The organism is Acidovorax sp. GBBC 1281 (assembly GCF_028473645.1).
Taxonomy (GTDB): Bacteria; Pseudomonadota; Gammaproteobacteria; order Burkholderiales; family Burkholderiaceae_C; genus Paracidovorax.
On the sequence record NZ_CP097269.1, the window covers coordinates 1,402,657 to 1,423,329 of the forward strand.

Annotated in this window: 17 protein-coding genes; 8 read left to right on the top strand and 9 right to left on the bottom strand. The window is 58.7% G+C overall.

Features of this window, described 5'->3' with window-relative positions:
- Positions 1–21: 21 nt before the first annotated feature.
- Complete coding sequence (locus tag M5C96_RS06375; protein WP_272567956.1) at positions 22–507, bottom strand: hypothetical protein; 486 nt, start codon at positions 505–507, stop codon at positions 22–24.
- Between the two features lie 194 nt (positions 508–701).
- On the opposite strand from M5C96_RS06375, the gene M5C96_RS06380 reads away from it, so the two are divergent.
- On the top strand, positions 702–2,141 hold the full coding sequence (locus M5C96_RS06380; RefSeq protein ID WP_272567958.1) for a YdgA family protein: 1,440 nt from the start codon (positions 702–704) through the stop codon (positions 2,139–2,141).
- A gap of 198 nt (positions 2,142–2,339) precedes the next feature.
- On the top strand, positions 2,340–3,347 hold the full coding sequence (locus M5C96_RS06385; RefSeq protein WP_272567961.1) for a tRNA dihydrouridine synthase: 1,008 nt from the start codon (positions 2,340–2,342) through the stop codon (positions 3,345–3,347).
- Positions 3,348–3,418: 71 nt separating this feature from the next.
- On the opposite strand, the gene M5C96_RS06390 is transcribed toward M5C96_RS06385, so the two are convergent.
- The 7 genes from M5C96_RS06390 to pilV all read right to left on the bottom strand — a co-directional run bounded on the left by M5C96_RS06390 (position 3,419) and on the right by pilV (position 13,159).
- Positions 3,419–5,188, bottom strand: a complete 1,770-nt coding sequence (locus M5C96_RS06390; RefSeq protein WP_272567963.1) for a phospholipase D family protein — start codon at positions 5,186–5,188, stop codon at positions 3,419–3,421.
- 100 nt (positions 5,189–5,288) lie between these two features.
- The gene (locus M5C96_RS06395; protein WP_272567964.1) at positions 5,289–5,867 is read right to left on the bottom strand and encodes a GspH/FimT family pseudopilin; all 579 of its coding nucleotides are present in this window, start codon (positions 5,865–5,867) and stop codon (positions 5,289–5,291) included.
- Positions 5,864–6,373: a type IV pilin protein gene (locus M5C96_RS06400; RefSeq protein WP_272567965.1), complete on the bottom strand. Its 510-nt coding sequence runs from the start codon at positions 6,371–6,373 to the stop codon at positions 5,864–5,866. The genes M5C96_RS06395 and M5C96_RS06400 overlap by 4 nt, the downstream gene beginning before the upstream one ends.
- An 8-nt stretch (positions 6,374–6,381) precedes the next feature.
- On the bottom strand, positions 6,382–10,803 hold the full coding sequence (locus M5C96_RS06405; RefSeq protein ID WP_272567967.1) for a pilus assembly protein: 4,422 nt from the start codon (positions 10,801–10,803) through the stop codon (positions 6,382–6,384).
- A 10-nt stretch (positions 10,804–10,813) separates the two neighbouring features.
- Entirely contained in the window at positions 10,814–11,452 is a 639-nt protein-coding gene (locus tag M5C96_RS06410; RefSeq protein ID WP_272567969.1) for a pilus assembly PilX family protein, read from the bottom strand.
- Between the two features lies 1 nt (position 11,453).
- A complete protein-coding gene (locus M5C96_RS06415; RefSeq protein ID WP_272567971.1) occupies positions 11,454–12,485 on the bottom strand; it encodes a PilW family protein in 1,032 nt (343 codons plus the stop codon).
- Positions 12,482–13,159, bottom strand: coding sequence for a type IV pilus modification protein PilV (gene pilV / locus M5C96_RS06420; protein WP_272567972.1), 678 nt, complete (start codon positions 13,157–13,159; stop codon positions 12,482–12,484). The genes M5C96_RS06415 and pilV overlap by 4 nt, the downstream gene beginning before the upstream one ends.
- 137 nt (positions 13,160–13,296) lie before the next feature.
- Between pilV and ribD the strand changes: the two genes are divergently transcribed.
- A complete protein-coding gene (gene ribD / locus M5C96_RS06425; RefSeq protein WP_272567973.1) occupies positions 13,297–14,409 on the top strand; it encodes a bifunctional diaminohydroxyphosphoribosylaminopyrimidine deaminase/5-amino-6-(5-phosphoribosylamino)uracil reductase RibD in 1,113 nt (370 codons plus the stop codon).
- A 31-nt stretch (positions 14,410–14,440) separates the two neighbouring features.
- Here the strand turns inward: ribD and M5C96_RS06430 are convergent, their stop codons facing one another.
- Complete coding sequence (locus tag M5C96_RS06430; RefSeq protein ID WP_272567974.1) at positions 14,441–14,716, bottom strand: hypothetical protein; 276 nt, start codon at positions 14,714–14,716, stop codon at positions 14,441–14,443.
- A gap of 98 nt (positions 14,717–14,814) precedes the next feature.
- Between M5C96_RS06430 and M5C96_RS06435 the strand changes: the two genes are divergently transcribed.
- From M5C96_RS06435 to tpiA, 5 genes are all read left to right on the top strand, one after another.
- Complete coding sequence (locus M5C96_RS06435) at positions 14,815–15,975, top strand: pyridoxal phosphate-dependent aminotransferase (RefSeq protein WP_272569630.1); 1,161 nt, start codon at positions 14,815–14,817, stop codon at positions 15,973–15,975.
- Positions 15,976–16,096: 121 nt separating this feature from the next.
- Positions 16,097–16,363: a 30S ribosomal protein S15 gene (gene rpsO, locus M5C96_RS06440; RefSeq protein ID WP_007849123.1), complete on the top strand. Its 267-nt coding sequence runs from the start codon at positions 16,097–16,099 to the stop codon at positions 16,361–16,363.
- 206 nt (positions 16,364–16,569) lie between these two features.
- Complete coding sequence (gene pnp, locus M5C96_RS06445) at positions 16,570–18,813, top strand: polyribonucleotide nucleotidyltransferase (RefSeq protein WP_272567976.1); 2,244 nt, start codon at positions 16,570–16,572, stop codon at positions 18,811–18,813.
- Positions 18,814–18,904: 91 nt separating this feature from the next.
- Entirely contained in the window at positions 18,905–19,897 is a 993-nt protein-coding gene (locus M5C96_RS06450) for an NAD(P)H-quinone oxidoreductase (RefSeq protein ID WP_272567978.1), read from the top strand.
- On the top strand, positions 19,894–20,637 hold the full coding sequence (gene tpiA / locus M5C96_RS06455; RefSeq protein ID WP_272569631.1) for a triose-phosphate isomerase: 744 nt from the start codon (positions 19,894–19,896) through the stop codon (positions 20,635–20,637). The genes M5C96_RS06450 and tpiA overlap by 4 nt, the downstream gene beginning before the upstream one ends.
- Positions 20,638–20,673: the final 36 nt, after the last annotated feature.

The window sequence follows — 20,673 nt, forward strand, 5'->3', positions numbered from 1 at the left end:
CAAGCGCCACCGGTTTCCTTTTCACACCGGCAGCAGTTGCTCCATGCGCTCGCGCACGGCGGCAGCGCGTTCGGGGCCAGCCAGCAAGGTGATTTCATCCAGCAGCGCCTCGCTCACGTCCAGCATGCTGTCGCGGTCGCGCGCACCGCGCAGCGCTTCATGGAAATTGCGGGCCAGGTCGGCATTGCGCCGCGCGAACATGCGCTCGCAAATGTCGAACAGGTACATGCGGGCGCCGGCCAGCGAACGCAGGGCGTTCGACGGTGCCGGGGCTTCGTTCGTGGCGGCCGGCGCAGTGGAAGGCGCGGGCGTTGTGTTGAGGCTGGCCAGGTAACCCTGGCGCATCAGTTGCTCGACGATCTGGGCGCCGATGCCGTTGTACATGGCCTGCAGGTCCTTCATCGGCCGGCCATCGGCCAGCAGCAGCAGGGAGCGTTCTCGCAGGCTCAGTGTTCGCACGCCGGGGGACAGTTCCAGGCGGGCCTTGTCGGTTCTCAGGAGCAGCATGGAAAGGGCAAAGATCAGGCGGGAGCCTGATTGCAGCGCACTCCCGTGACGTGGCGATGACGCCAGCAGGGCCACGCGGCTGCGTGCGGCCAATGCACCACGGTTCGTGCGCCGGATGCGGACCTTGCCGCGAAGGCCGGTGGTATTCTCGCGGGCTTCGCCCAGGGGGGAGAAGCATGCTGACGGAACACCCAATGAACAAGAAAACAATTGCAGGCGCCGCCGTGGCGCTGGTTGTCGTGGCCTATGGTGGCGCGACCTGGTATCTGGGCCAACGGGCCCAGTCGAGCTACGAGGAGGCGCTGGTCGATCTGCGCCAGGCCCTGGGTCCGGAGGCCATCGTTTCCGAGGAATACCACAAGGGCTTCTTCTCATCGCAGGCCAAGCTGGTGCTGCAGTGGACCCCGCCCCGCACGGCCGAGCAGGTGGAGGCCAATGTGCCGCCATCCCCGCCGTTGCGCCTGGCCGTGAACAGCACCGTGCACCATGGCCCGCTGGCGGGCCGCCGCCTGGCGGCCGCCGTGGTGGATTCGCGCTTTGCGCTGGAGGGTCTGGACGCGCAGGCCACCAAGGACCTGGCCAAGGTGACCGCTCCCACCCTGACCACCGTGCACCACCTGACGGGCCGGCACGACCTCCATTTCCAGTTGCCCGCAGGTGAAGTCGGCAACGAGGAGATGACGTTGCGTTGGCAAGCCATGGTCACCGACATGACCCTGAGCGGAGACCGCAAACGCGTCAAAGGCAGCTTCCAGTGGCCCGAATTCGCGATGGTCGGAATGCCCGGTGGTACCCCGGATGAAGACGACGAAGAGGCCAAGCCGGCGGCCCGCATCACCATGGCCATGAAGGGCATGGACGGCACGTTCGAGAACGAAGTGATCGAAGGCATGTGGCTCTTCGGGCCCGGCACCGGCACGGTGCGGCTCGCGGAGATGGACGCCAGCAGCACCCCGGCTGCAGGCGGTGCGGCGACGTCGCTGTTCTCTCTGAAAGAAGTGGCCGGGTCGTCCACGATCGAAAGCAATGGCGCCACGATCAGCATCGCCACTGCGCTCAACGGCAAGGGCAGCATGGGCCCGCTGAATTTCGAATCGGTGGGCTTCGAAGAAAAGTTCCAGCGCATCGACCTGGAAACGATCAAGCGCTTTCAGCAGGCACTGATCGAGGCCTACCGCACACAGGGCCTGGCGAACGCGGCCTCCCAAACGGAAGAGCGCATTCTGGCCTTGCTGGAAGAGAGCGCTCCCCGCCTGGTGGCAGCCCTTCCGGCTTACTCGATGAAGCTCATGGCCACCTACCAAGGCCAGCAGGGGCAGATCGAGTACGGCGGCGAAGTGCAGCGCGCTCCCTCGGCCGAAGAGGTTGCGCAGACGGGCTGGAAGGCCGCGTTGATCAAGGGCTCGATGCTGAATGCCAGCGCGCGTTTGCCCAAGGCGTGGATTGCGCCCATCGCCGAGGCCGCAGGCAAGAAAGACATGAAGAGCGAAGACATGGATGCCATGATCGGCATGGCCCAGGCTGCCGGGTTCCTGCGACAGGAGGGGGACAACCTGACCAGCGTAGTGAAAATGGAAGCCGGTCAGGTCAAGCTCAACGGCAAGAGCATCGACCTGCCGAAGGGGACTTTCTAAAATAGCGGTGCTTCGGTGGCTTCGGCCATCGGTCGGCTGCTCGCCAGGGCCCTTCGGGCCCTTTTTGTTTTTCCGGGGGGCCGGGCCGTTCGTGGGGCGGCAGGCAGTCCTTTTCCTTGTCGTTACCTTCATCGGAAATTCCGGATTCAAGGCCATGGGCGCTCTGCGCCGGTGGCGCAAAGGCCCATTCACGCTGCCATGACCTTGCTGCTTGCGCCCATGGAAGGGCTACTCGACTTCGTGCTGCGCGACGTGCTCACCCGCGTGGGTGGGGTGGACCGCTGTGTGTCGGAGTTCATTCGCATCACCGGCACCTTGCTGCCCGACAAGGTGTTCCTTCGCTATCTCCCGGAACTGCGCCATGGCGGCAGGACGCTGGCGGGCGTTCCGGTGCGGGCGCAGTTGCTGGGCTCCGATCCCGTCAGCATGGCCGAGAACGCGGCGCGCCTGGCGGCACTGGGGCCCGAGGGGATCGACCTGAACTTCGGCTGCCCGGCCAACGTGGTCAACCGCCATGGAGGCGGTGCGGCGCTGCTCAAGGAGCCGGAGCGCATCGCTGCCGTGGTCGAGGCCGTGCGCCGTGCCGTGCCGCCGCACCTGCCGGTGTCCGCCAAGATGCGGCTGGGCTACCACGATGCCTCCCTGGCCCGTGAATGCGCACAGGCCATGCAGGCCGGCGGCGCGTGCGAATTGGTGGTGCATGCGCGGACCAAAGCCGACGGCTACCGGCCGCCGGCCTACTGGGAGCAGATCCCGGCCGTGCGGGATGCGGTCTCCATCCCTGTGGTGGCCAATGGCGAGATCTGGACCGTGGCCGATGCGCAGCGCTGCCGCGAGGTGTCGGGATGCAGCGCCCTGATGCTCGGGCGGGGTATGGTGGCCGATCCCGGCCTGGCCCTTGCGATCCGCTCGGCGGACGCTGGTGACGCCGACGCGCCTGCATTGCCTTGGTCGGCGCTGCAGCCGCATCTGTCAGATTTCTGGCGTCTGGTTTGCGAAGACCTAGAGCCCCGGCAGCGCGCGGGCCGGCTCAAGCAATGGCTCAACTTGCTGCGCCGGCGGTTTCCGGAAGGCGAGGTGGCGTACCAACAGGTTCGCACCATGACGGATCAACAAGACATCACGCAATGGCTGCAACGGCAGTCGATGCCCGATCGGCTTGAAACCGAAGTGCCGCTGAGGATAGGGCGGGTCTGCCTCGGCTGAGTGCGGACAAGACGGTTCTGTCAGGTCGCACCCGGAGAAACGGGCCTGCGAAACAGGCCGCCTGTTTCGCGCTACAACAGGTGATCTGGTGCCAATGGCCCCAGGAGCTTCAGCAGCAAACGCAGTCCCAGACCGGTATCGGGGTCCGTCGTGGCATCTTCGAGGCCGCAGCCCTGGGGGGCTCGCCAAACCAACCCCTGGTCGGTCTTCTCCAGCCGCCAGGCGCCTTCGCGCATGGCGGTCTCGATCTGCTCTGACGCCATGCGGGAAAGGGCCCGGCTTTGAATCAGCAGGGCAATCTCGGTGTTCTGCAACTGGGAGCGCAGATCTAGGTTCATCGAACCCACCACCAGCAGCCGGCCGTCCAGCACCAGCACCTTGGAGTGCAGCATGGACCGGGACTCGCCCGTGGCCGCGGCCCCCGATGAGCCGAACGTCGACTTGAGACCTGCCTGCTCGCTGCGCAGTTCATACAGCTGCACGCCCATGGCCAGCAATTCATCGCGATGCCGTGCGTAGCCCACATGGGCGACCGGCGCATCGTTGGAGGCCAGCGAATTGGTGAGCACCCGCACGCGGACCCCCCGTGCCACGGCATCGGCAAACGCCTTCTTCATGTCCTCGCCGGGCACGAAGTAGGGCGAGATGATGAGCAGGTCCTGCCGCGCCTGGGCCAGCAACTGCAGAAGGCCGTCCACCACGGTTTCTCCTTGCGCTGCATGTTCTGCAGAGGCTTGGAGCGCCTGCGTGCGAGGTGTCGTGGAAGAGGGCGCGTTGTTGTCGGAATGGACGCCGGATGCGCTCACCTCGACGGCCGCTCCTGGCTTCATGTCGGCCACCGGAATGCCGCGCTCGCCTTCGGCGGGAATCTTCGCGGGTTGGTCCGCCAGCATGGCGGCCGGCGCCCAGACGAAGGCTGCCGCACCGAGGTCCATGGCTTGTTCATTCCAGACGCGCTCGCGCTGCGCCTGCGTGGGTCCATCGCTGGATGGACGGGGCTCGCCGTCCGGCGGCTTGGGCCCATCCCGCCGGTCAGAGGCCGCAGTGCGCGTCTCTGAAGGGAGGGCGTTGTTGTTGTCGCCATCACCCTGTCGCTGCTGTTCGGACACTGGCGCCTTCGAGGTCTGCTCGCGCAACCGTGCCAGTTCCTGCTGGGTGATGAGCGATTGCACGGGGTAGGCGCGCTGGTTGTTCCAATAGCTGTCGAAGCTGCGAGACAGATCCTGGACGATGGGGCCCACGGCGAGCACATCCAGATCCACGAAGTTGCCAGAATCGGCATTGCCGAAATAGGCATCGCCCAGATTACGCCCCCCCGTCACGCCCATCACGTTGTCTGCAATGAACAGCTTGTTGTGCATGCGCTGCTGCACCCTGGAAAAGTCGGTTACCGAGCCCCACACGCGCCCCAGCATCGAACCACGCGGCCCAGCGACCGGGTTGAACATTCGCATCTCTACATTGGGCTGGAACGCCATTCCCATGACCAAGGCATTGCGCCCTGTACTGTGAAAGTCGTCCAGGAGAATGCGCACGCGCACCCCTCGCCGCGCCGCCGCTGCAATGCCGCGCAGCAACCGCTCGCTGCTGGCATCCGCATGGATGGCGTAGTACTGCAGGTCCAGTGTTTTCTGTGCGTTCTCTACCAGGGCGAGGCGGCTGCCATAGGCTTCCTGGGGGCCGCTGAGCAGGAGAAAACCGGAGTCGTGGCGTGCTTGGGCGCCGCGACGACGATCGTCCACGATCTTGGACAAAACCGTATTACCGGTAGGTAACTCTGCGTGTGAGACAGGGCGTTCAACTCTATCAGGCAGGCCGGCACAACCTGAAATGAAGAGCAAGGCGACAAGCGCTGAAATACCGCGGTGACTGTACAAACTAAGATGTCTCACTCGTAAGGATCTTGTGGATGGCCGCTTCGCTGGGTTGAGTGGATATTATTTAATTTGAGGCCGTGGCCGTACAGTTGGAATCAGTGGATGGCTTGCACGATCGTGCTCTTCCAGTCTTCGAAATAATGATTCTTCGTGTTTCTTCATTTTGTGTGGCGGTGGATACATCATTTCTTTTGATGGAAAGAGTAAGATTTTCTGAGGAACTACCGTCTTTTTTCCTGGAAAATCCCGAACTGTCAAACGTCAAATAAGGATCGGTACCACTTGAAGTGCCGTTTCCCGATATGGTGAAGTAGTTGGCCGGCGCCTCTTGCTTCATCACCGTCACATCCCCGCTTTCGCTATAGCTCTGGTTGCGATCCTTGTCGACGAATACGATCCATCCACTGCCCCAATCGGCGCCGCTGGCGGGAATGACATATGCACTGGCATTTTGCTTCATGGCTTCCGCCTTTGCGGTATTGATGGCGACCAGTAGAGAACTGGTCAGTGAAGAGAGCTGAGAGTTGCGTTGGAAGGACTGGAAACCTGGCACAGCCACCAAAAGCAATATTGCAGCAATCGCCATCGTTATCACCAGTTCAATCAGCGTAAAACCGAACTGTGTTTTTGGTTTTTTACTCATGGCCAGCACAATCTAGGATTGCTTGTGTTGCCAGTGCATTTCTTCGTGCCATTGCTCATCAACTCCAAATTACCGACGACTGGGTCTGATTTCACTGGAGTTGCGATCACTCTGACACACTGAGAAATCGGCAAGGTCCCACTGCCTGTGGCGGGGCATGTATTGGCTGACAGCAGATAAGCCGCAGCAGGTAGGCCCCCATCGCCAGAAAAGGTTTTAAAGGGAACCGTTGAAGCTGTAACCCCCCCGCACGCCGTGGATGGCGAGGGTGCGAGGGCCGTGGCAGTGCCACTGCTATTGCTGAATGCCAAGTAGCAATTATTTTGGGTCATGTATCGCTCCTGTTGCTGCAGAAGCTCTGCCAAGGCGGCTCGCCCCTGCGCTCGCCGCCCTTTCAGAATGGAGTCGTTGTAAGCAGGATAAGCAACTGCTGCCAGAATGCCTATCACCGCCACCACAATCATGAGTTCTATCAGAGTGAAACCCCGGTTTGCTTGAGCTTTCATGGCGTGACTCAATTGTTTTTCATGTCTTGGTAGTTATTGATCTGGCGCCAACTTAGTCGGCCGACGGCCTCCGTGATACTGACAACTTGCGTGCTTGTACTGACACCGGATTGCCCAATGGTCGTGCTCCTCAAGGTGGTGGTTCTCCAGCCCCGACCGGTGCTGTCGAGTGGAGCCGGCGGGGTCTCGGATTCATTCACAAAGAACATGCTCGGTCCCAGCAGACCTACGGTCGATAGGTTGTATTTTCCTGACCCATCGCCAATATTGACCACATAGGCATTGCTAGTTCCAAGCGTGGGGGAACAACTTCCAGTAACTCCAGCGGAGCCAGGAATGATTGTATTGAAAGTTGCAAAAAGATTGCCTTGGTCACCAATCGCGCTGATCAATTTTTCTCCAGTAACCGGCATATCAAAATACCAACCGGAACGTTGTGTCGCATCGGTATCCGACATGGCCCGGCCCCATTTGAATGCACCAACCGTGATGACCCTCGTGCCGGTATTGATGGCGCCTTGTTTCAGCCGCGCCCGCCCACTGATGACACTTGCTGCGGCAGGAGAGTTGTCTGCAGTCGTAGTCCCGTTGTCGTAAACGGCATAGAAGCTGTTGGTTGCGGTCGATGTATTGTCCGCGGTTTCTAGATATTTCCCTGTGCCGAAGGTCACATAGAAGGTTTCCAGGCCGGATACCGCCGGTCCCGAGAATATGGCCGGTGCTGCAGTAATGGGTTGAATGGTATTGCTCGAATCTTTGGCAATATACAAGGGGTAGGGTACAGGCGACCCTGCAGTGCCCTTGTTGAATGCCGTCAATTTATTTATATTCCAATCACTGGTAGGCTGGTTTTTCGAAAAATCCAGTTTCCAGAGGTTGCCGTGAAAGTCGCCCATGTAGATTTGCGTGACTTCTCCAGCACTGCCCCAGAGCGGTTGAAAATTGGCAAGTCCGGTTGCTTTCCCTGCACTCAGCGTACTATCAATGGGCAAAGAGATCTTGAAATAGTTGGTTCCCAAGGTCCAAGAGGTCCCAGGCTGCTTGTCCAGTGCCAGCAAAAATAGGGCAGGCTGTCCAGTCGCGCTGAACACCCCATTGACGTCTGGCACATAGTTGTTAGCTCCGCTCGCCACCACTGCAAACCACCGATAGGTGCTGGTGCTGGAGCTTCCACTGGTTTTCAGTTTTAGTATCTGCGGCTTTCCAATCACCTGGCCCATGTCGGCGTCATCGGAACGCTTGAATTCCCACATGACGTTGGAGGCGGCAAAGGTGGAGGGGTCAGACACGTCCAATGCAAAAACCCCGGAGCCTCCACCCCCTGTTCCCGAAACCAGAACGGTTTTCCAGTCGGATGCTGTGCCATTGAACGCCACTTGCGCCTCTCCCACGACTGGGGGGGCATCGACATAGCTTTGATGGTTGGTCACATAGCTGGTGTTTGTCAATGCCGAGAGCTTGGGACCCATCCAGCTGGGAATATAGGCAAACAATTCGTCGCCAGTGCCCGCGTTGAATGAATGTAGCATGCCGTCATTTGCCCCCGCAAAAACGGCCGGCGTGCGATTGATATAGTTATTACGGAAGGCGACATACCCAGCGCCGGAATAGGCTGCAGTAGGCGCACCTGAGTAAACGACGCTGGAATTGACGATGTCTCCAAGCAATGAGCTGCGCACCCGGAAAGGGTTTCCTTCCTTGGTTCGATCCCCTCTTAAAAAGCTGACACGCGCCGAACCTTGCCCATCTGAAGATGCGGTAGGTTCCGCTTTATTGAGATAGCCTTGCAAGGTGTTTTCAATGGTTAACCAAGTAAATGACGCCGCCACTGGATTGGCGTTCCCAGCGGTATTACCTACAAAAATCTTGCGATTGGTTGCAGGCGAGGCCATTACCGATAGGCGGTCAGCGGCGCTCCAATTTTGAGAGCCCAGGCTAAGACTCGTACCAGAAACAGTCAGAGGTTCAGCGACGACGTCTCCGCTCCAGTTGCTGGTATCAAACTTGGCAGAATAGACAACGCTTCCCGACGTGCTGCTGATAGTCGTGGAAGAGGCTGAGCTGCCTGCGATGCTTCTGGCTTGGGTCGACGCCCTGCTGAAAATATCGTCAAAGGCTGAAAGGACACCACGTGCACTACTTTGAAGGTAGTAGGTGCCAGCCTCGCCAGGATCATTTTGCTTTTGCCAGACATTGTTGTCGTTGGTGCCGTCTTGGCGCTTAAAAGGATTGCCATAGGTGTTGTACGGCCTGGCTGCAGCGTTGCTGGGATCCGATTCGAAGCCGCCATACTTGGAGGCCATGAAAAACTGATTGGCAAAACGGCGTGTCGAGACGTTGTTTTGGTCCCCGTACTCGTTGACGTCGAAAAGGAACGTTTTGACTCGGAGTCCTGGGCGCTGTTTTGCGGGGGCAGCGGTCCAATCGGATCCACGAATGTCGTGCGTGTGAGACCAGTATGCCGACCCCATGATCTGGCTGGTTTGAGTGCCACTCGGCACGCTACCGTTGGCCCCGTTGGGATTGCCAGTGGTTCGGGTCACATTTTGACCATCTTGATAGGTCGTTGCTTGATTCCGCTCAAAAGCTTGAACCGTGCTACGCCATGCATTGATGTTCGGAATATTATTTGCCAAATCAGGCGTTGGCAGCCTGTTTCCGTCATGGGTGTTAACGTCTCCAATAACAACAACATTGCTTTTCAAGCAAGAATAATCCGATGCGTTACTTCTGTTGTCATATGGGTCGGTCCAGGTTGAATAAACCGGATAGCCATCGTACATATCAGTTGAAATATTGCTCGTCGCAGCGGTGCTTGGCTGCAAGCCTTGCAGGTATCTGATCGTTTCGTAATGGAGTTCACCGACGGGGTCATATATTTTGTAGCGACCCGGCACAGGTCCGGTTCTGCCGAATTTGTTCAGATAATTAATGACGCCGCTGATGTTTGGAGTTTGACTGGTATTATTGTCGGGATTGGATAGGAATACTCCGTTGTTGGCATTCCATTCTGCATTGGGATTCCCGCCGTTTGGAGTATTGTCCTGTCCGGTGGTGCTGAAGGTTTTGCTGCCGACATATTTCATCGGTGCGCGAAGTACCCCGCCATAGCGGCCGTTGTTATAGCTTGCCGTCTGATCCATGAGATAACCAAAGGCAGCCAATCGCATCTGATCACTGTATTTTTGAATAACACCGGTTGGTTTGTAATTGCCGTTAGGATACTGCCTGCACAAATTGTATGCAGCACGCACATCCTGCAAAACGCCAGAGGTGGTATTGCAGACTTGGACGCGGGCATAGAAAAAGCCATCGCTGTTCAAGTTTGCGTTAACAGGCGGTGTCCACGATCCGCTGTAGTTTCTGTAGTAACACTGCTTAGCAGTGCCGCTCTTCGGGTCGCCAAAGATGTCATTGGTACAAGCCACGCCATTCGATGCGGGAGCCACCTTCCAGTAATTCACACCATTGACTTTGACTCCATACCAAACCTCTTTGGTGCCCGTAAAACTGCATGTGTTGTTTTCGGTGGCACACTGGGTGCTGCCATTGGGCAGGTTGGACGAGGAGTCGCTCACTGGCCCTACCGATGAATTGGTCGTTGGCGAGCCCAACTTATATGACGCCGGGCCTGTAGAGCAGTTTCCGGTGTTGGAGGTGCCAAAATAGATTCGATTCAAGGTATTCGCTACCCATATATCGTTTCCATTGGCAGCTGTGATCATTGCTGTAGGTACAGCACCCCAATACGTCCCTGCACTTCCACCATCTTTTTGCAGTTGTTTGGCCGGAAAATTGCTGGTATTCCACATGCAGACCGGGTCCCCATTGGGAATGACTGCACGTTGAAGTATGGTCAGGGAAGAGCTGGTAGTGGCTGTATCAATGTATCGATCACCGCCTGACAATGCCAGGCGGAGCATATCAATGGCTGAACTGCTGGCCCAGTTCAAAAAATTACCGCTGAAGGCATTGGTGCACTTTCGTGCGGTTGCAGCACCGCTGCGATCGAAACGCTTGTAGTCTGCTGCAGTCAAGCCACTGGCAGGGGTTTCAGCTGGGGAGTCATTATAAGTATAACAACTTTCCGCATCGTAATATCCCAAATATTCTTGCAGATTGGAATAGGTGTTGTCTGTAGTGCCACCCGATGGGTATTGGGAGCCCACTGTTGGATATTCAACCGATAAAGCCAGTGCCAAGGTGGGCTTATCCACCGCAGCTGCTGCATACAAAGGGTCTGCGGAAATGTTGATTGCAGGTATGGCCGGCGCAGTGCCTGCGCTGAGTGCAACAAATGAAATGGTGGCCATGATAGGCACGGCTGCCAACGCAATCCATTTCGCAGAAGACGAACTTTTAATGCTCTCTTTGAATTCTGCAATGATTTTCATTGCCGTCGCAGGCCTGGGGGAAACAGAGTTATTCATATAGGCCTCTTCAATTTCTGAAAATCACTTGCGATACGGTCTGGGTGTCCGCATTCGGGCCAAACCCCATGGCAGTTATTCTGTAGATATATTTGACGTCTTTTGGATCTTTGGTGCGGGACATGGAGGGATCCGGGATGGGCTCTATGACATAGCGGGGAGGCTGTGCGGGTTGAATTCCTGCATTGCCTGAGGGAAATGTCCGTCCTGTATAAGTCCCGAATACCGTCGTCGGGGCATTGTTTGCTGTAATCGTGAAGTCCACGGCCAACCAAGCCGGCTTGCCTGTGGCGTTGAGAGCGCACAGACCGATTGTGTTTCCAGATGTTCCGCAGTCTTGGACAAATTGCGAGATATCTGTGCTGCCTCGTTTGAAGATGCTGTTTCTTTTTGTGGAAGAACTGGCTGGTTGTCCCAGAATGTCGAATTCTGCGTCCATCAAGGCAGCTTCGGTGGATTGCCAGGCGATTTGAGTATCCCGATCATTTCGAGTGCCACGCTCCGCCATCATCGATATCTGCACTCCTGATATTCCCAATATGGAGACAATCACCAACAACAGCATCACTACAATTAATGACGCTCCTCGTTCTTTTGAAGCTCGAGGTAACACTGTGAATTTCACAGATAAATCTTGGAATTTCAGCATGCTAATTGTCTTGTTGATAGTTGCGCAGGTGTACCGTGAAGGTAACGGTTTGCCGCAATCTTCCATCGGATGACGTGAAAACGGTGCCTGGATCATTGCTCGCGTCTGCCAGACCGCTGCCTATTGCGCCAGAACTGGAGCCTTTGGCGATACCCAGCGGATAGAGGGTTTGAGAGCTCTTGTCAATAGCCGAGCCACTGGGACCTCTGATAACCATGCCGATGCGCAGGCTCCTGACGCGCCTCCAATTGGAATAGCTGACGGCCGCATTTGACGTGTTGGTGATCTGGTCGGCCCTTAAATAACGCTCAGGCCCATTTTCTGGCGAACTTGCTGCACTGGCCGGCAAAGTGGCATTGTTTGGACCGATGCCATCAACCCCGTAAAGCACTTGAAAGTTTTCCACTCCCCTGATCAAAGGCTCCGCTTCCAGAGAACCGGTTGAACCGATATGGGTGCACATGAGAGACGGCTCACCGTCTTGTCCAACACCAACGTGCAATATACTCAATATGCGGTCGTATCGATCAACGGGCACTGCTGTCGGTGCCACACCCATGCAATCAATCATGGTTTGATCAGAAGTGGTCGCTGTTGGCACGAGCTGACTGGTTTGATTTCTTAGCACCAAAATATCGCTGCCTGCTCCCACCGCAGAACCCCAGTTGGAGCTTTCATCCCACGCGTTGGTTTCACTGCGTTTTTGATTATTAATCCCGTAAACATTTGGTGGTGGATTTGATTCGATTCCGGCTGTACTGTTGGGTACTGGGGTCGCAGCATCTCTCACGTCCTTGTATCCCGCCTGTACCCCTAAGCGCTGAATAAGATCGACAGCAAATCTACCGTTATCTCGGAGTTGTGAGGCGGCATCGACGCTGCTGAAGCCCTGCCTGGATACCACCAATGCGGCCACCGCTGCCAGTACAATCAGCAGGCTGATGACCATTGCTACCATCAGTTCGATAAGGGTCAAGCCCTTTTGTCGATGTTTGGCGGCTAAATAATTCCGCATGAAATCATTCTTTTTCATATCGAACTGGCGTTGCCACTGGTCACTGGAAAAATAATATAGGGAACGCTTGTTGAACTACTTGCCTGCTCAAGCAAGTCGCTCCCAGTTTTGCTTCTGTCGGTAGAATTACGGGTCCAGCCAATCTTTATGACGGCAATCTCATTTGAATTTGTTCCGGCAGGAGGACATGCCCATCGAGGAATACCGTTGCTGTCGTATGGAGCACTGTCAAAACAGATAACCACACGGGCTCCAGGCAGAGTGTTGTCTACCCTGGCGAGCCAATCCGTCATTTCTGCGTTGGCAATATCAGTTGCGGACGTGCAACCTGTGGCCGCATTGCCCACGCTCAGGCAATACGATGGAGTGGCTGGGACCATGGAGCCGCTAGAGAGAGATACCAGATACGGGTTGTCAGCAGTTGCCGTCTTGACGCCGACTTCTTTGTTGCCCCGCATCATTTCGGCCAGTTCCCTCGCCAACATCGCAGCTTGTGCTTGCAATCGAGCCTCTCTGTTCGACTGCAGTGCAAAAGCCTGCATGCCAACCAAGCCCAGCATGCCGAAAGACAGCACCATGATCGCGACCAGGACTTCAACCAAGGTAAAGCCTAGAGATTGCCTGATGGGTCGTGGACGGGAAGGGGTTTTGGCGGCCAGCCTGGGCGTTGGTAACAGGGCAGGGAATGTCATGTGCGAATGTTACGGAGGTCTCCTCCAGTTCACCCACCCCTCCTGTGCCGTTGGCTCCATAAGGCTGACCGTTTGGCGGCAGAATGGGCGGCTGCCCGCCAACCGTGGCATCCAAGACTGGAGTTTTCTCAGGCCGTATGAACAAGTCAGCAGAGTCAAATTTCATGAGGAGGGCGTTGGAGCTGGCGCAGCAAGGCCTCTTTCGTACCTCGCCCAATCCACGAGTCGGCTGCGTGATCGTCAATGCTTCTGGCACGGTGCTGGGCGAAGGATCTACACAGCCGGCAGGTCAGGCGCACGCTGAAATCATGGCGCTGCGCGATGCCCATGGGCGTGGGTTGTCGGTAGAAGGGGCTACTGCCTATGTCACTTTGGAGCCCTGTTCGCATCATGGGAGAACCGGTCCGTGCTGCGATGCTTTGGCTGACGCGGGATTGAGCAAGGTGTTTGCCTCTATCACCGATCCCAATCCCATGGTGGCGGGGCAAGGGGTGAGCAGATTGCGCGGGCGTGGCGTGGAAGTAGACGTGGGCCTTGAATCGCAAGCATCCCGCGAGTTAAACCTGGGCTTTTTCAGCCGCATGATCCGCCGACGCCCCTGGGTTCGCATGAAGGCAGCTGCCTCTCTGGATGGCTTGACGGCCTTGCATGGAGGTGAAAGCCAATGGATCACGTCGCCCTTGGCGCGCTCCGATGGCCATGCCTGGCGTGCGCGGGCGTGTGCGGTGTTGACTGGCATCGGCACCGTTCTGGCGGATGATCCACGGCTGGATGTCCGGGAGGTCGAGACTCCTCGCCAACCTGACCTGATTTTGTTGGACAGTCAGTTGAGGGTGCCATTGCACGCGGCCATTTTCAAAGCCGGGCGCCGGGTTTTTATTTACACGGCCATCCAAAACCCTGAAAAGGAGGCGTTACTCGCTTCACGCGGTGTCACCGTGCTGCATTTGCCCAATGCGGAAGGGCACATCGACCTGGCTGCCCTGATGTTGGATCTGGGTCGCCTGCAAATGAATGAAGTGCATGTGGAAGCGGGCAGCCAGTTGAATGGCGCGTTACTGCAAGCGGGGTTGGTGGACGATGTGCTGCTTTATCTGGCCCCTAAATTGTTGGGGCCTGGATTGGGCATTGCGCACCGGGTGGCATTGTCCAAGCTATCCGACGGAACCGACATGGCATTCCAATCGGTCGAGATGGTCGGCCCGGACCTGCGCGTGGTCGCGCGGCTGTCCGGCCACGCTGATTTTTAAGACCCAATTTTCGCCTCGGCTTTTTGAAAGCTCATGGCTTGGCATATCCAAGACACGCCCCGGCGTTCGGTCGCCCTTTGCATTCTCTGTACAGCCTGCGATCGCGTTCGGCAGTCGACTCTTCGGAGGCGCTGCGCGGGGTGGTCGTTTTCAGCTTGACCGTGTTCTTTCTTTTGTTGCCCTGCGCTGAATTCGAAGCATGGGTTGTTGTCGCTGCATGGGCCTCAAGCGTATTCATGCTGAGTGAGACCCCGGCGCAAAGCATGAAGGCAACTTCCGCAAGGCATTTGGCAGTTCGAGTGGGCATGTGTTCCTCCCTGGGATTTTGATTTCAGGATATTGTGGCGCAAGAGCATGGTGGAAGCCGCTACGATGCCCCCTGATCTTTTTTCCCTGGAAGTTTCGATGCGCGCTACCGTCATTCACCTTGAAGAATCCAAAATCCGTGAAGTGGCCAATGCGGGAATGGGACGCAGCGATGTGCTCGCTTTCTGGTTCGGCGAAAGCGATGAGGTCACCCCTGAGCCTGTGCGGCAGGCGGCCATGGAATCTCTTGGGCGGGGAGAAACCTTCTACTCACATAACCTGGGGCTACCCGAGCTGCGCAGCGCGATCGCCTCGTACACGAGCGCATTGCATGGGCCGATCGCTGCAGACCGGGTGGCTGTGACCTCGGGCGGGGTGAACGGGCTGATGCTGTCCATGCAGACGTTGCTCGATCCTGGCGACGAGGTGGTGGCGGTGACGCCGGTGTGGCCCAACCTGACGGCGCAGCCACAAATCATGGGTGCGCGGCTGCGATGCATTCCGTTGCGGCCTCAGCCGGGGGGCGCATGGGTGTTGGACATGGATGCGCTGTTGGCTGCCATCACCCCCTCCACGCGTTTGCTGATCGTGAATGCACCCAACAATCCCACGGGCTGGACGCTCACGCGCGACGAGCAGCAGCAAATCATTCAGCATTGCCGTACAACGGGCACGTGGATACTGGCCGACGAGGTGTACGAGCGGCTCTATTACGACGATCTGTCCAACTCGGTGTGCGCGCCCAGCTTTCTGGATCTGGCAGAGGCTGAGGACCGATTGGTCGTGGTGCAGAGCTTTTCCAAAAGCTTCCTCATGACGGGCTGGCGTCTGGGTTGGCTGGTCATGCCGGCGGAAATGACCCATCACATGGGCAAGCTCATCGAGTTCAATACCTCGTGCACCAGTGTCTTCACCCAGCGGGCGGGAATTGCGGCTTTGCAGCATGCGTCAGAAATCACGCCCCGTGTCGTCTCTCATCTTCAGGTGTGCAGGGATGCGTTGCTTCCCTTGCTGCAGGCGCTGCCGGGCATTGAGGTCGCCAGTCCGCGTGCCGGCATGTATGCGTTCTTTCGGCTGCCCGGCCAGGGCGACTCTCTGGATTTGGCCAAGCGGTTGGTGCGGGAAGCCGGTTTGGGGTTGGCACCGGGCAACGCGTTCGGTCTGGAGGCGCAAGGATGGTTGCGTTGGTGCTTCGCTTCCCGCGATCCTGAGCGGTTGGTGCAAGGGGTGCAACGGCTCAAAACATGGCTCGGGGTATAATCGCCGAGTTTTGCATGGTGCAAGACGCACGCTTGTGGCCATTCCAGCCGCTTGCGCAAGTAAGACAGGGGCAGGGCAGCCATGCGCTGCAATCACCGGCCCCGCAATTCAAGGAAAACCAATGATCGCATCCTCTATCAAGGCCGAAGTCGTCAAGGCCAACGCCCGTGCTGCCAACGATACCGGTAGCCCGGAAGTTCAAGTGGCCCTTCTGACGGCCCGTATCAATGAACTGACCCCTCACTTCAAGACCCATGCCAAGGATCACCACGGTCGCCGTGGCCTGCTGCGCATGGTGAGCCGCCGCCGCAAGCTGCTGGACTACCTGAAGGCGAAGGATGCTGAGCGTTATACGGCATTGATCGCCAAGCTGGGTCTGCGCAAGTAAGCGCATTCGCATGCCGAAACGCCTGGGTTAGCACGCTAGCTCAGGCGTTTTTTACTTCGGAGTCGCAAAACAGAGCGAAGCTGTGTCATTCCAATGGCCTTGTTCCATCGAGGAAAAGGGCAGGGTCACTGGAATGGCATCGTGTTCTGAATCGCACTCCTTTGCAGGCTGGTTCTGTGTAGCCAGCGATTAAAAATGGAGCAAACATGAGCATTTTCAATAAAGTTACCAAGTCCTTCCAATGGGGCGACAAGACCGTCGTCATGGAAACGGGCGAAATCGCCCGCCAAGCGTCCGGCGCCGTGCTGGTCAACATCGATGACACCGTCGTTCTGGCCACGGTGGTGGGCTCCAAGACCGCCAAGCCCGGGCAGGACTTTTTCCCCTTGACGGTGGATTACATCGAGAAGACGTACGCTGCCGGCAAGATCCCTGGCAGCTTCTTCAAGCGGGAAGCCAAGCCCAGCGAGCATGAGACGCTCACGAGCCGCCTGATCGACCGCCCGATCCGCCCGCTGTTCCCCGAAGGCTTCTTCAACGAAGTCCATGTGGTCATCCATACGGTCTCGCTGAACCCCGAAGTGGATGCGGACATCGCCGCCATGATCGCTGTGAGCGCTGCGCTTTCCATCTCCGGCATCCCGTTCAATGGCCCCATCGGTGCAGCGCGCGTGGGCTACATCAACGGCGAATACGTGCTGAACCCCGGCCAGACGGCGCGCAAGAATTCCCAGATGGACCTCGTGGTGGCGGGCACCGAAGCTGCCGTGCTGATGGTCGAGTCGGAAGCGCAACAGCTGTCCGAAGAGATCATGCTGGGCGCCGTGGTGTTCGGTCATGAGCAAGGCAACATCGCGATCAACGCAATCCACGAATTGGTGCGCGACGCTGGCAAGGCCGTCTGGGACTGGCAGCCGCCAGCCAAGGATGAGCCCTTCATCGGCAAGGTCAACGCCCTGGCGGAAGAAAAGCTGCGCGCGGCTTATCAGATCCGCAGCAAACAGGCCCGCACGCAGGCCTTGCGCGAAGCCACGGCTTCGGTGCTGTCGGCTTTGAAGGCAGAAGGCGCCGAGTTTGATGCCGTCAAGGTCGAAGGCTTGTTGTTCGACATCGAAGCCAAGATCGTTCGCAGCCAGATCCTTGCGGGCGAGCCCCGGATCGACGGCCGCGATACTCGCACGGTCCGTCCCATCGAAATCCGCAATGGTGTGCTTCCCCGCACCCATGGGTCCGCCCTGTTCACGCGCGGTGAAACCCAGGCGCTGGTGGTTTCCACGCTGGGTACCGAGCGGGACGCCCAGCGCATTGACGCACTGGCAGGCGAGTACGAAGACCGTTTCATGATGCACTACAACATGCCTCCCTTCGCCACGGGCGAAGTGGGCCGCATGGGTTCGACCAAGCGCCGCGAAATCGGCCACGGCCGTCTGGCCAAGCGCGCGCTGGTGGCGGTGCTGCCGACCAAGGAAGAGTTTCCCTACACGATGCGTGTCGTGTCTGAGATCACTGAGTCGAATGGCTCCTCTTCGATGGCTTCGGTGTGCGGCGGCTGCCTGTCGCTGATGGATGCCGGCGTGCCGATGAAGGCGCACGTGGCGGGTATCGCCATGGGTCTGATCAAGGAAGACAACCGTTTTGCCGTGCTGACCGACATCCTGGGCGATGAGGATCATTTGGGCGACATGGACTTCAAGGTGGCTGGCACCACGGGTGGCATCACTGCGCTGCAGATGGACATCAAGATCCAGGGCATCACCAAGGAAATCATGCAGGTCGCGCTGGCCCAAGCCAAGGAAGCGCGCCTGCACATCCTGGGCAAGATGCAGGAAGCCATGGGCGAGGCCAAGACCGAGGTCAGCAACTTCGCGCCGAAGCTGTTCACGATGAAGATCAACCCCGAGAAGATCCGTGACGTGATCGGCAAGGGCGGTGCGGTGATCCGTGCCCTGACGGAAGAAACCGGCACGCAGATCAACATCGACGAAGACGGCACCATCACGATCGCGTCCACCGACAGTGCCAAGGCAGACGATGCCAAGCGCCGCATCGAGCAGATCACGGCGGAAGTCGAGATCGGCAAGATCTACGAAGGCCCCATCGTCAAGATCCTGGACTTCGGCGCATTGATCAACTTGCTGCCCGGCAAGGACGGTCTGTTGCACATCAGCCAGATCGCTCACGAGCGTGTCGAGAAGGTGACCGACTATCTGACCGAGGGCCAGATCGTCAAGGTCAAGGTGCTGGAGACGGACGAGAAGGGGCGCGTCAAGCTGTCGATGAAGGCTTTGGCTGATCGCCCCATGGGAGACAGCGGCGGCCGTCCTGCACCTGCAGAGCGGGGGGAGCGCTCGGACCGTGGCGAGCGCCGTGAGCGCCGCGACGGTGCCGATCAGCAGCAACAGCAACAGTCCCTGGCTTCCGGCGAGTCGTCGGGTCAGATGGACGCCTGAGTCCTAGCACGATTGAAATGAGCGCTGCCGGCGCGGGCTTTGTCTGCGCCGGCGCGGTATTCATCTCGACTTTTGTAGCAAGGTGATGGCTATGCGTGTGGTGGAAATCGAAAGCCCGGGCGGCCCCGAGGTTCTGCGCCTGGCGGAGCGCCCGGTGCCCGAGCCAACCCCGGGGGAGTTGCTCATCCGGGTCGCGGCCAGCGGCATTAACCGGCCCGACGTTCTGCAGCGCAAGGGGCACTACGCCCCGCCGCCGGGTGCGTCGGATTTGCCGGGGCTCGAGGTGGCAGGGGTGATCGAGCGGGGCGATCGGGCTGCGATGGACAAGGCCGGCCTCAAGGTGGGGGACCGCGTCTGCGCGCTGGTCGCTGGCGGTGGTTACGCCGAGTACTGCGTAGCACCCGTTGAACAATGTTTGCCCGTGCCGGACGGTTTCACCGACGTCGAGGCGGCCTCGCTGCCGGAAACGCTTTTCACCGTATGGAGCAACGTGTTCGACCGCGGCCGCCTGCAATCCGGTGAAACGCTGTTGGTGCAGGGTGGAAGCAGCGGCATCGGTGTGACGGCCATTCAATTGGGGCGTGCATTCGGCGCCACGGTCATCGTCACGGCCGGCAGCGATGAAAAATGCGCGGCCTGCCTGGAAATCGGTGCACATCACGCCATCAACTACAAGACTCAGGACTTCGTCGCAGAGGTGCAGCGCATCACTGGTGGCAAGGGGGTGGATGTGGTGCTGGACATGGTCGCAGGCGATTACGTCGCCCGCGAGATCGAATGTCTCGCCGAGGATGGGCGCCTGGTGATCATTGCCGTTCAGGGAGGCATCAAGGCCGAGTTGAACGCGGGTCTCGTGCTTCGCCGCCGTCTCACCGTCACCGGCTCCACGCTGCGGCCTCGGTCCGTGGCGTTCAAAGGCGCGATTGCCCGTGCCCTGCGCGAGCAGGTGTGGCCGCTGCTGGCATCCCGCAAGGTTCGCCCGATCGTGCACAGTACGTTTGCCGCGGCGGAGGCTTCCAAGGCGCACGCGCTGATGGAGTCCAGCCAGCATGCAGGGAAAATTGTTTTGACGTGGACCGCATGAAAAAGAAATTGATTGCCGGGAACTGGAAGATGAATGGCAGCCTGGCTTCCAATCAGGCTTTGGTGAACGCGTTGCGCGAAGGCATGGGGCAACCCGGCTGCGAAGTGGCGGTGGCGGTGCCTGCGCCTTACCTGGCGCAAGTGCAGGCCCTGGCCGACGGCTCCGCTGTTGCAGTCGCCGCGCAGGATGTGTCGGCGCACGAGTCCGGCGCCTACACTGGGGAGGCCTCTGCCGCCATGCTGCTGGAGTTCGGGGTGCGCTACGTGTTGGTGGGGCATTCCGAGCGGCGCCAGTACCACGGAGAAACCGACGAGTTGGTCGCGGCCAAGGCGCAGCGTGCGCTGGCGGCGGGCATCACACCCATCGTCTGCGTCGGAGAAACGCTGGCAGAGCGTGAGGCGGGGCAGACGCAGGCCGTCGTCAAGCGCCAGTTAGCGGCCGTGGTGCACGCGAACGGGCACTGCATCAGCGAGATCGTCGTCGCCTATGAGCCCGTTTGGGCGATCGGTACGGGTCGCACCGCCACGCCCGAGCAGGCGCAGGAGGTCCATGCGGTGCTTCGCGCCCAATTGGCTGCGGCAAGCCCTCAGGCGGATCGCATCCGTTTGCTGTACGGCGGAAGCATGAACGCGGCAAATGCCGCCCAGTTGCTGGCCCAGCCTGATATTGACGGCGGTCTGGTGGGCGGGGCGTCGCTCAAGGCGCAGGACTTTTTGCAAATCATCGCTTCGGCGCAATAAAGACGCCGGCATACAGCTATCAAATTAGGAGTAAAT

Coding starts and splice junctions, on each gene's coding strand:
- M5C96_RS06375 (WP_272567956.1), bottom strand. CDS start 507: ATGCTGCTCCTGAGAACCGACAAGGCCCGCCTGGAACTGTCCCCCGGC.
- M5C96_RS06380 (WP_272567958.1), top strand. CDS start 702: ATGAACAAGAAAACAATTGCAGGCGCCGCCGTGGCGCTGGTTGTCGTG.
- M5C96_RS06385 (WP_272567961.1), top strand. CDS start 2,340: ATGACCTTGCTGCTTGCGCCCATGGAAGGGCTACTCGACTTCGTGCTG.
- M5C96_RS06395 (WP_272567964.1), bottom strand. CDS start 5,867: ATGAGTAAAAAACCAAAAACACAGTTCGGTTTTACGCTGATTGAACTG.
- M5C96_RS06400 (WP_272567965.1), bottom strand. CDS start 6,373: ATGAAAGCTCAAGCAAACCGGGGTTTCACTCTGATAGAACTCATGATT.
- M5C96_RS06405 (WP_272567967.1), bottom strand. CDS start 10,803: ATGAATAACTCTGTTTCCCCCAGGCCTGCGACGGCAATGAAAATCATT.
- M5C96_RS06410 (WP_272567969.1), bottom strand. CDS start 11,452: ATGCTGAAATTCCAAGATTTATCTGTGAAATTCACAGTGTTACCTCGA.
- M5C96_RS06415 (WP_272567971.1), bottom strand. CDS start 12,485: ATGAAAAAGAATGATTTCATGCGGAATTATTTAGCCGCCAAACATCGA.
- pilV (WP_272567972.1), bottom strand. CDS start 13,159: ATGACATTCCCTGCCCTGTTACCAACGCCCAGGCTGGCCGCCAAAACC.
- ribD (WP_272567973.1), top strand. CDS start 13,297: ATGAACAAGTCAGCAGAGTCAAATTTCATGAGGAGGGCGTTGGAGCTG.
- M5C96_RS06430 (WP_272567974.1), bottom strand. CDS start 14,716: ATGCCCACTCGAACTGCCAAATGCCTTGCGGAAGTTGCCTTCATGCTT.
- M5C96_RS06435 (WP_272569630.1), top strand. CDS start 14,815: ATGCGCGCTACCGTCATTCACCTTGAAGAATCCAAAATCCGTGAAGTG.
- rpsO (WP_007849123.1), top strand. CDS start 16,097: ATGATCGCATCCTCTATCAAGGCCGAAGTCGTCAAGGCCAACGCCCGT.
- pnp (WP_272567976.1), top strand. CDS start 16,570: ATGAGCATTTTCAATAAAGTTACCAAGTCCTTCCAATGGGGCGACAAG.
- M5C96_RS06450 (WP_272567978.1), top strand. CDS start 18,905: ATGCGTGTGGTGGAAATCGAAAGCCCGGGCGGCCCCGAGGTTCTGCGC.
- tpiA (WP_272569631.1), top strand. CDS start 19,894: ATGAAAAAGAAATTGATTGCCGGGAACTGGAAGATGAATGGCAGCCTG.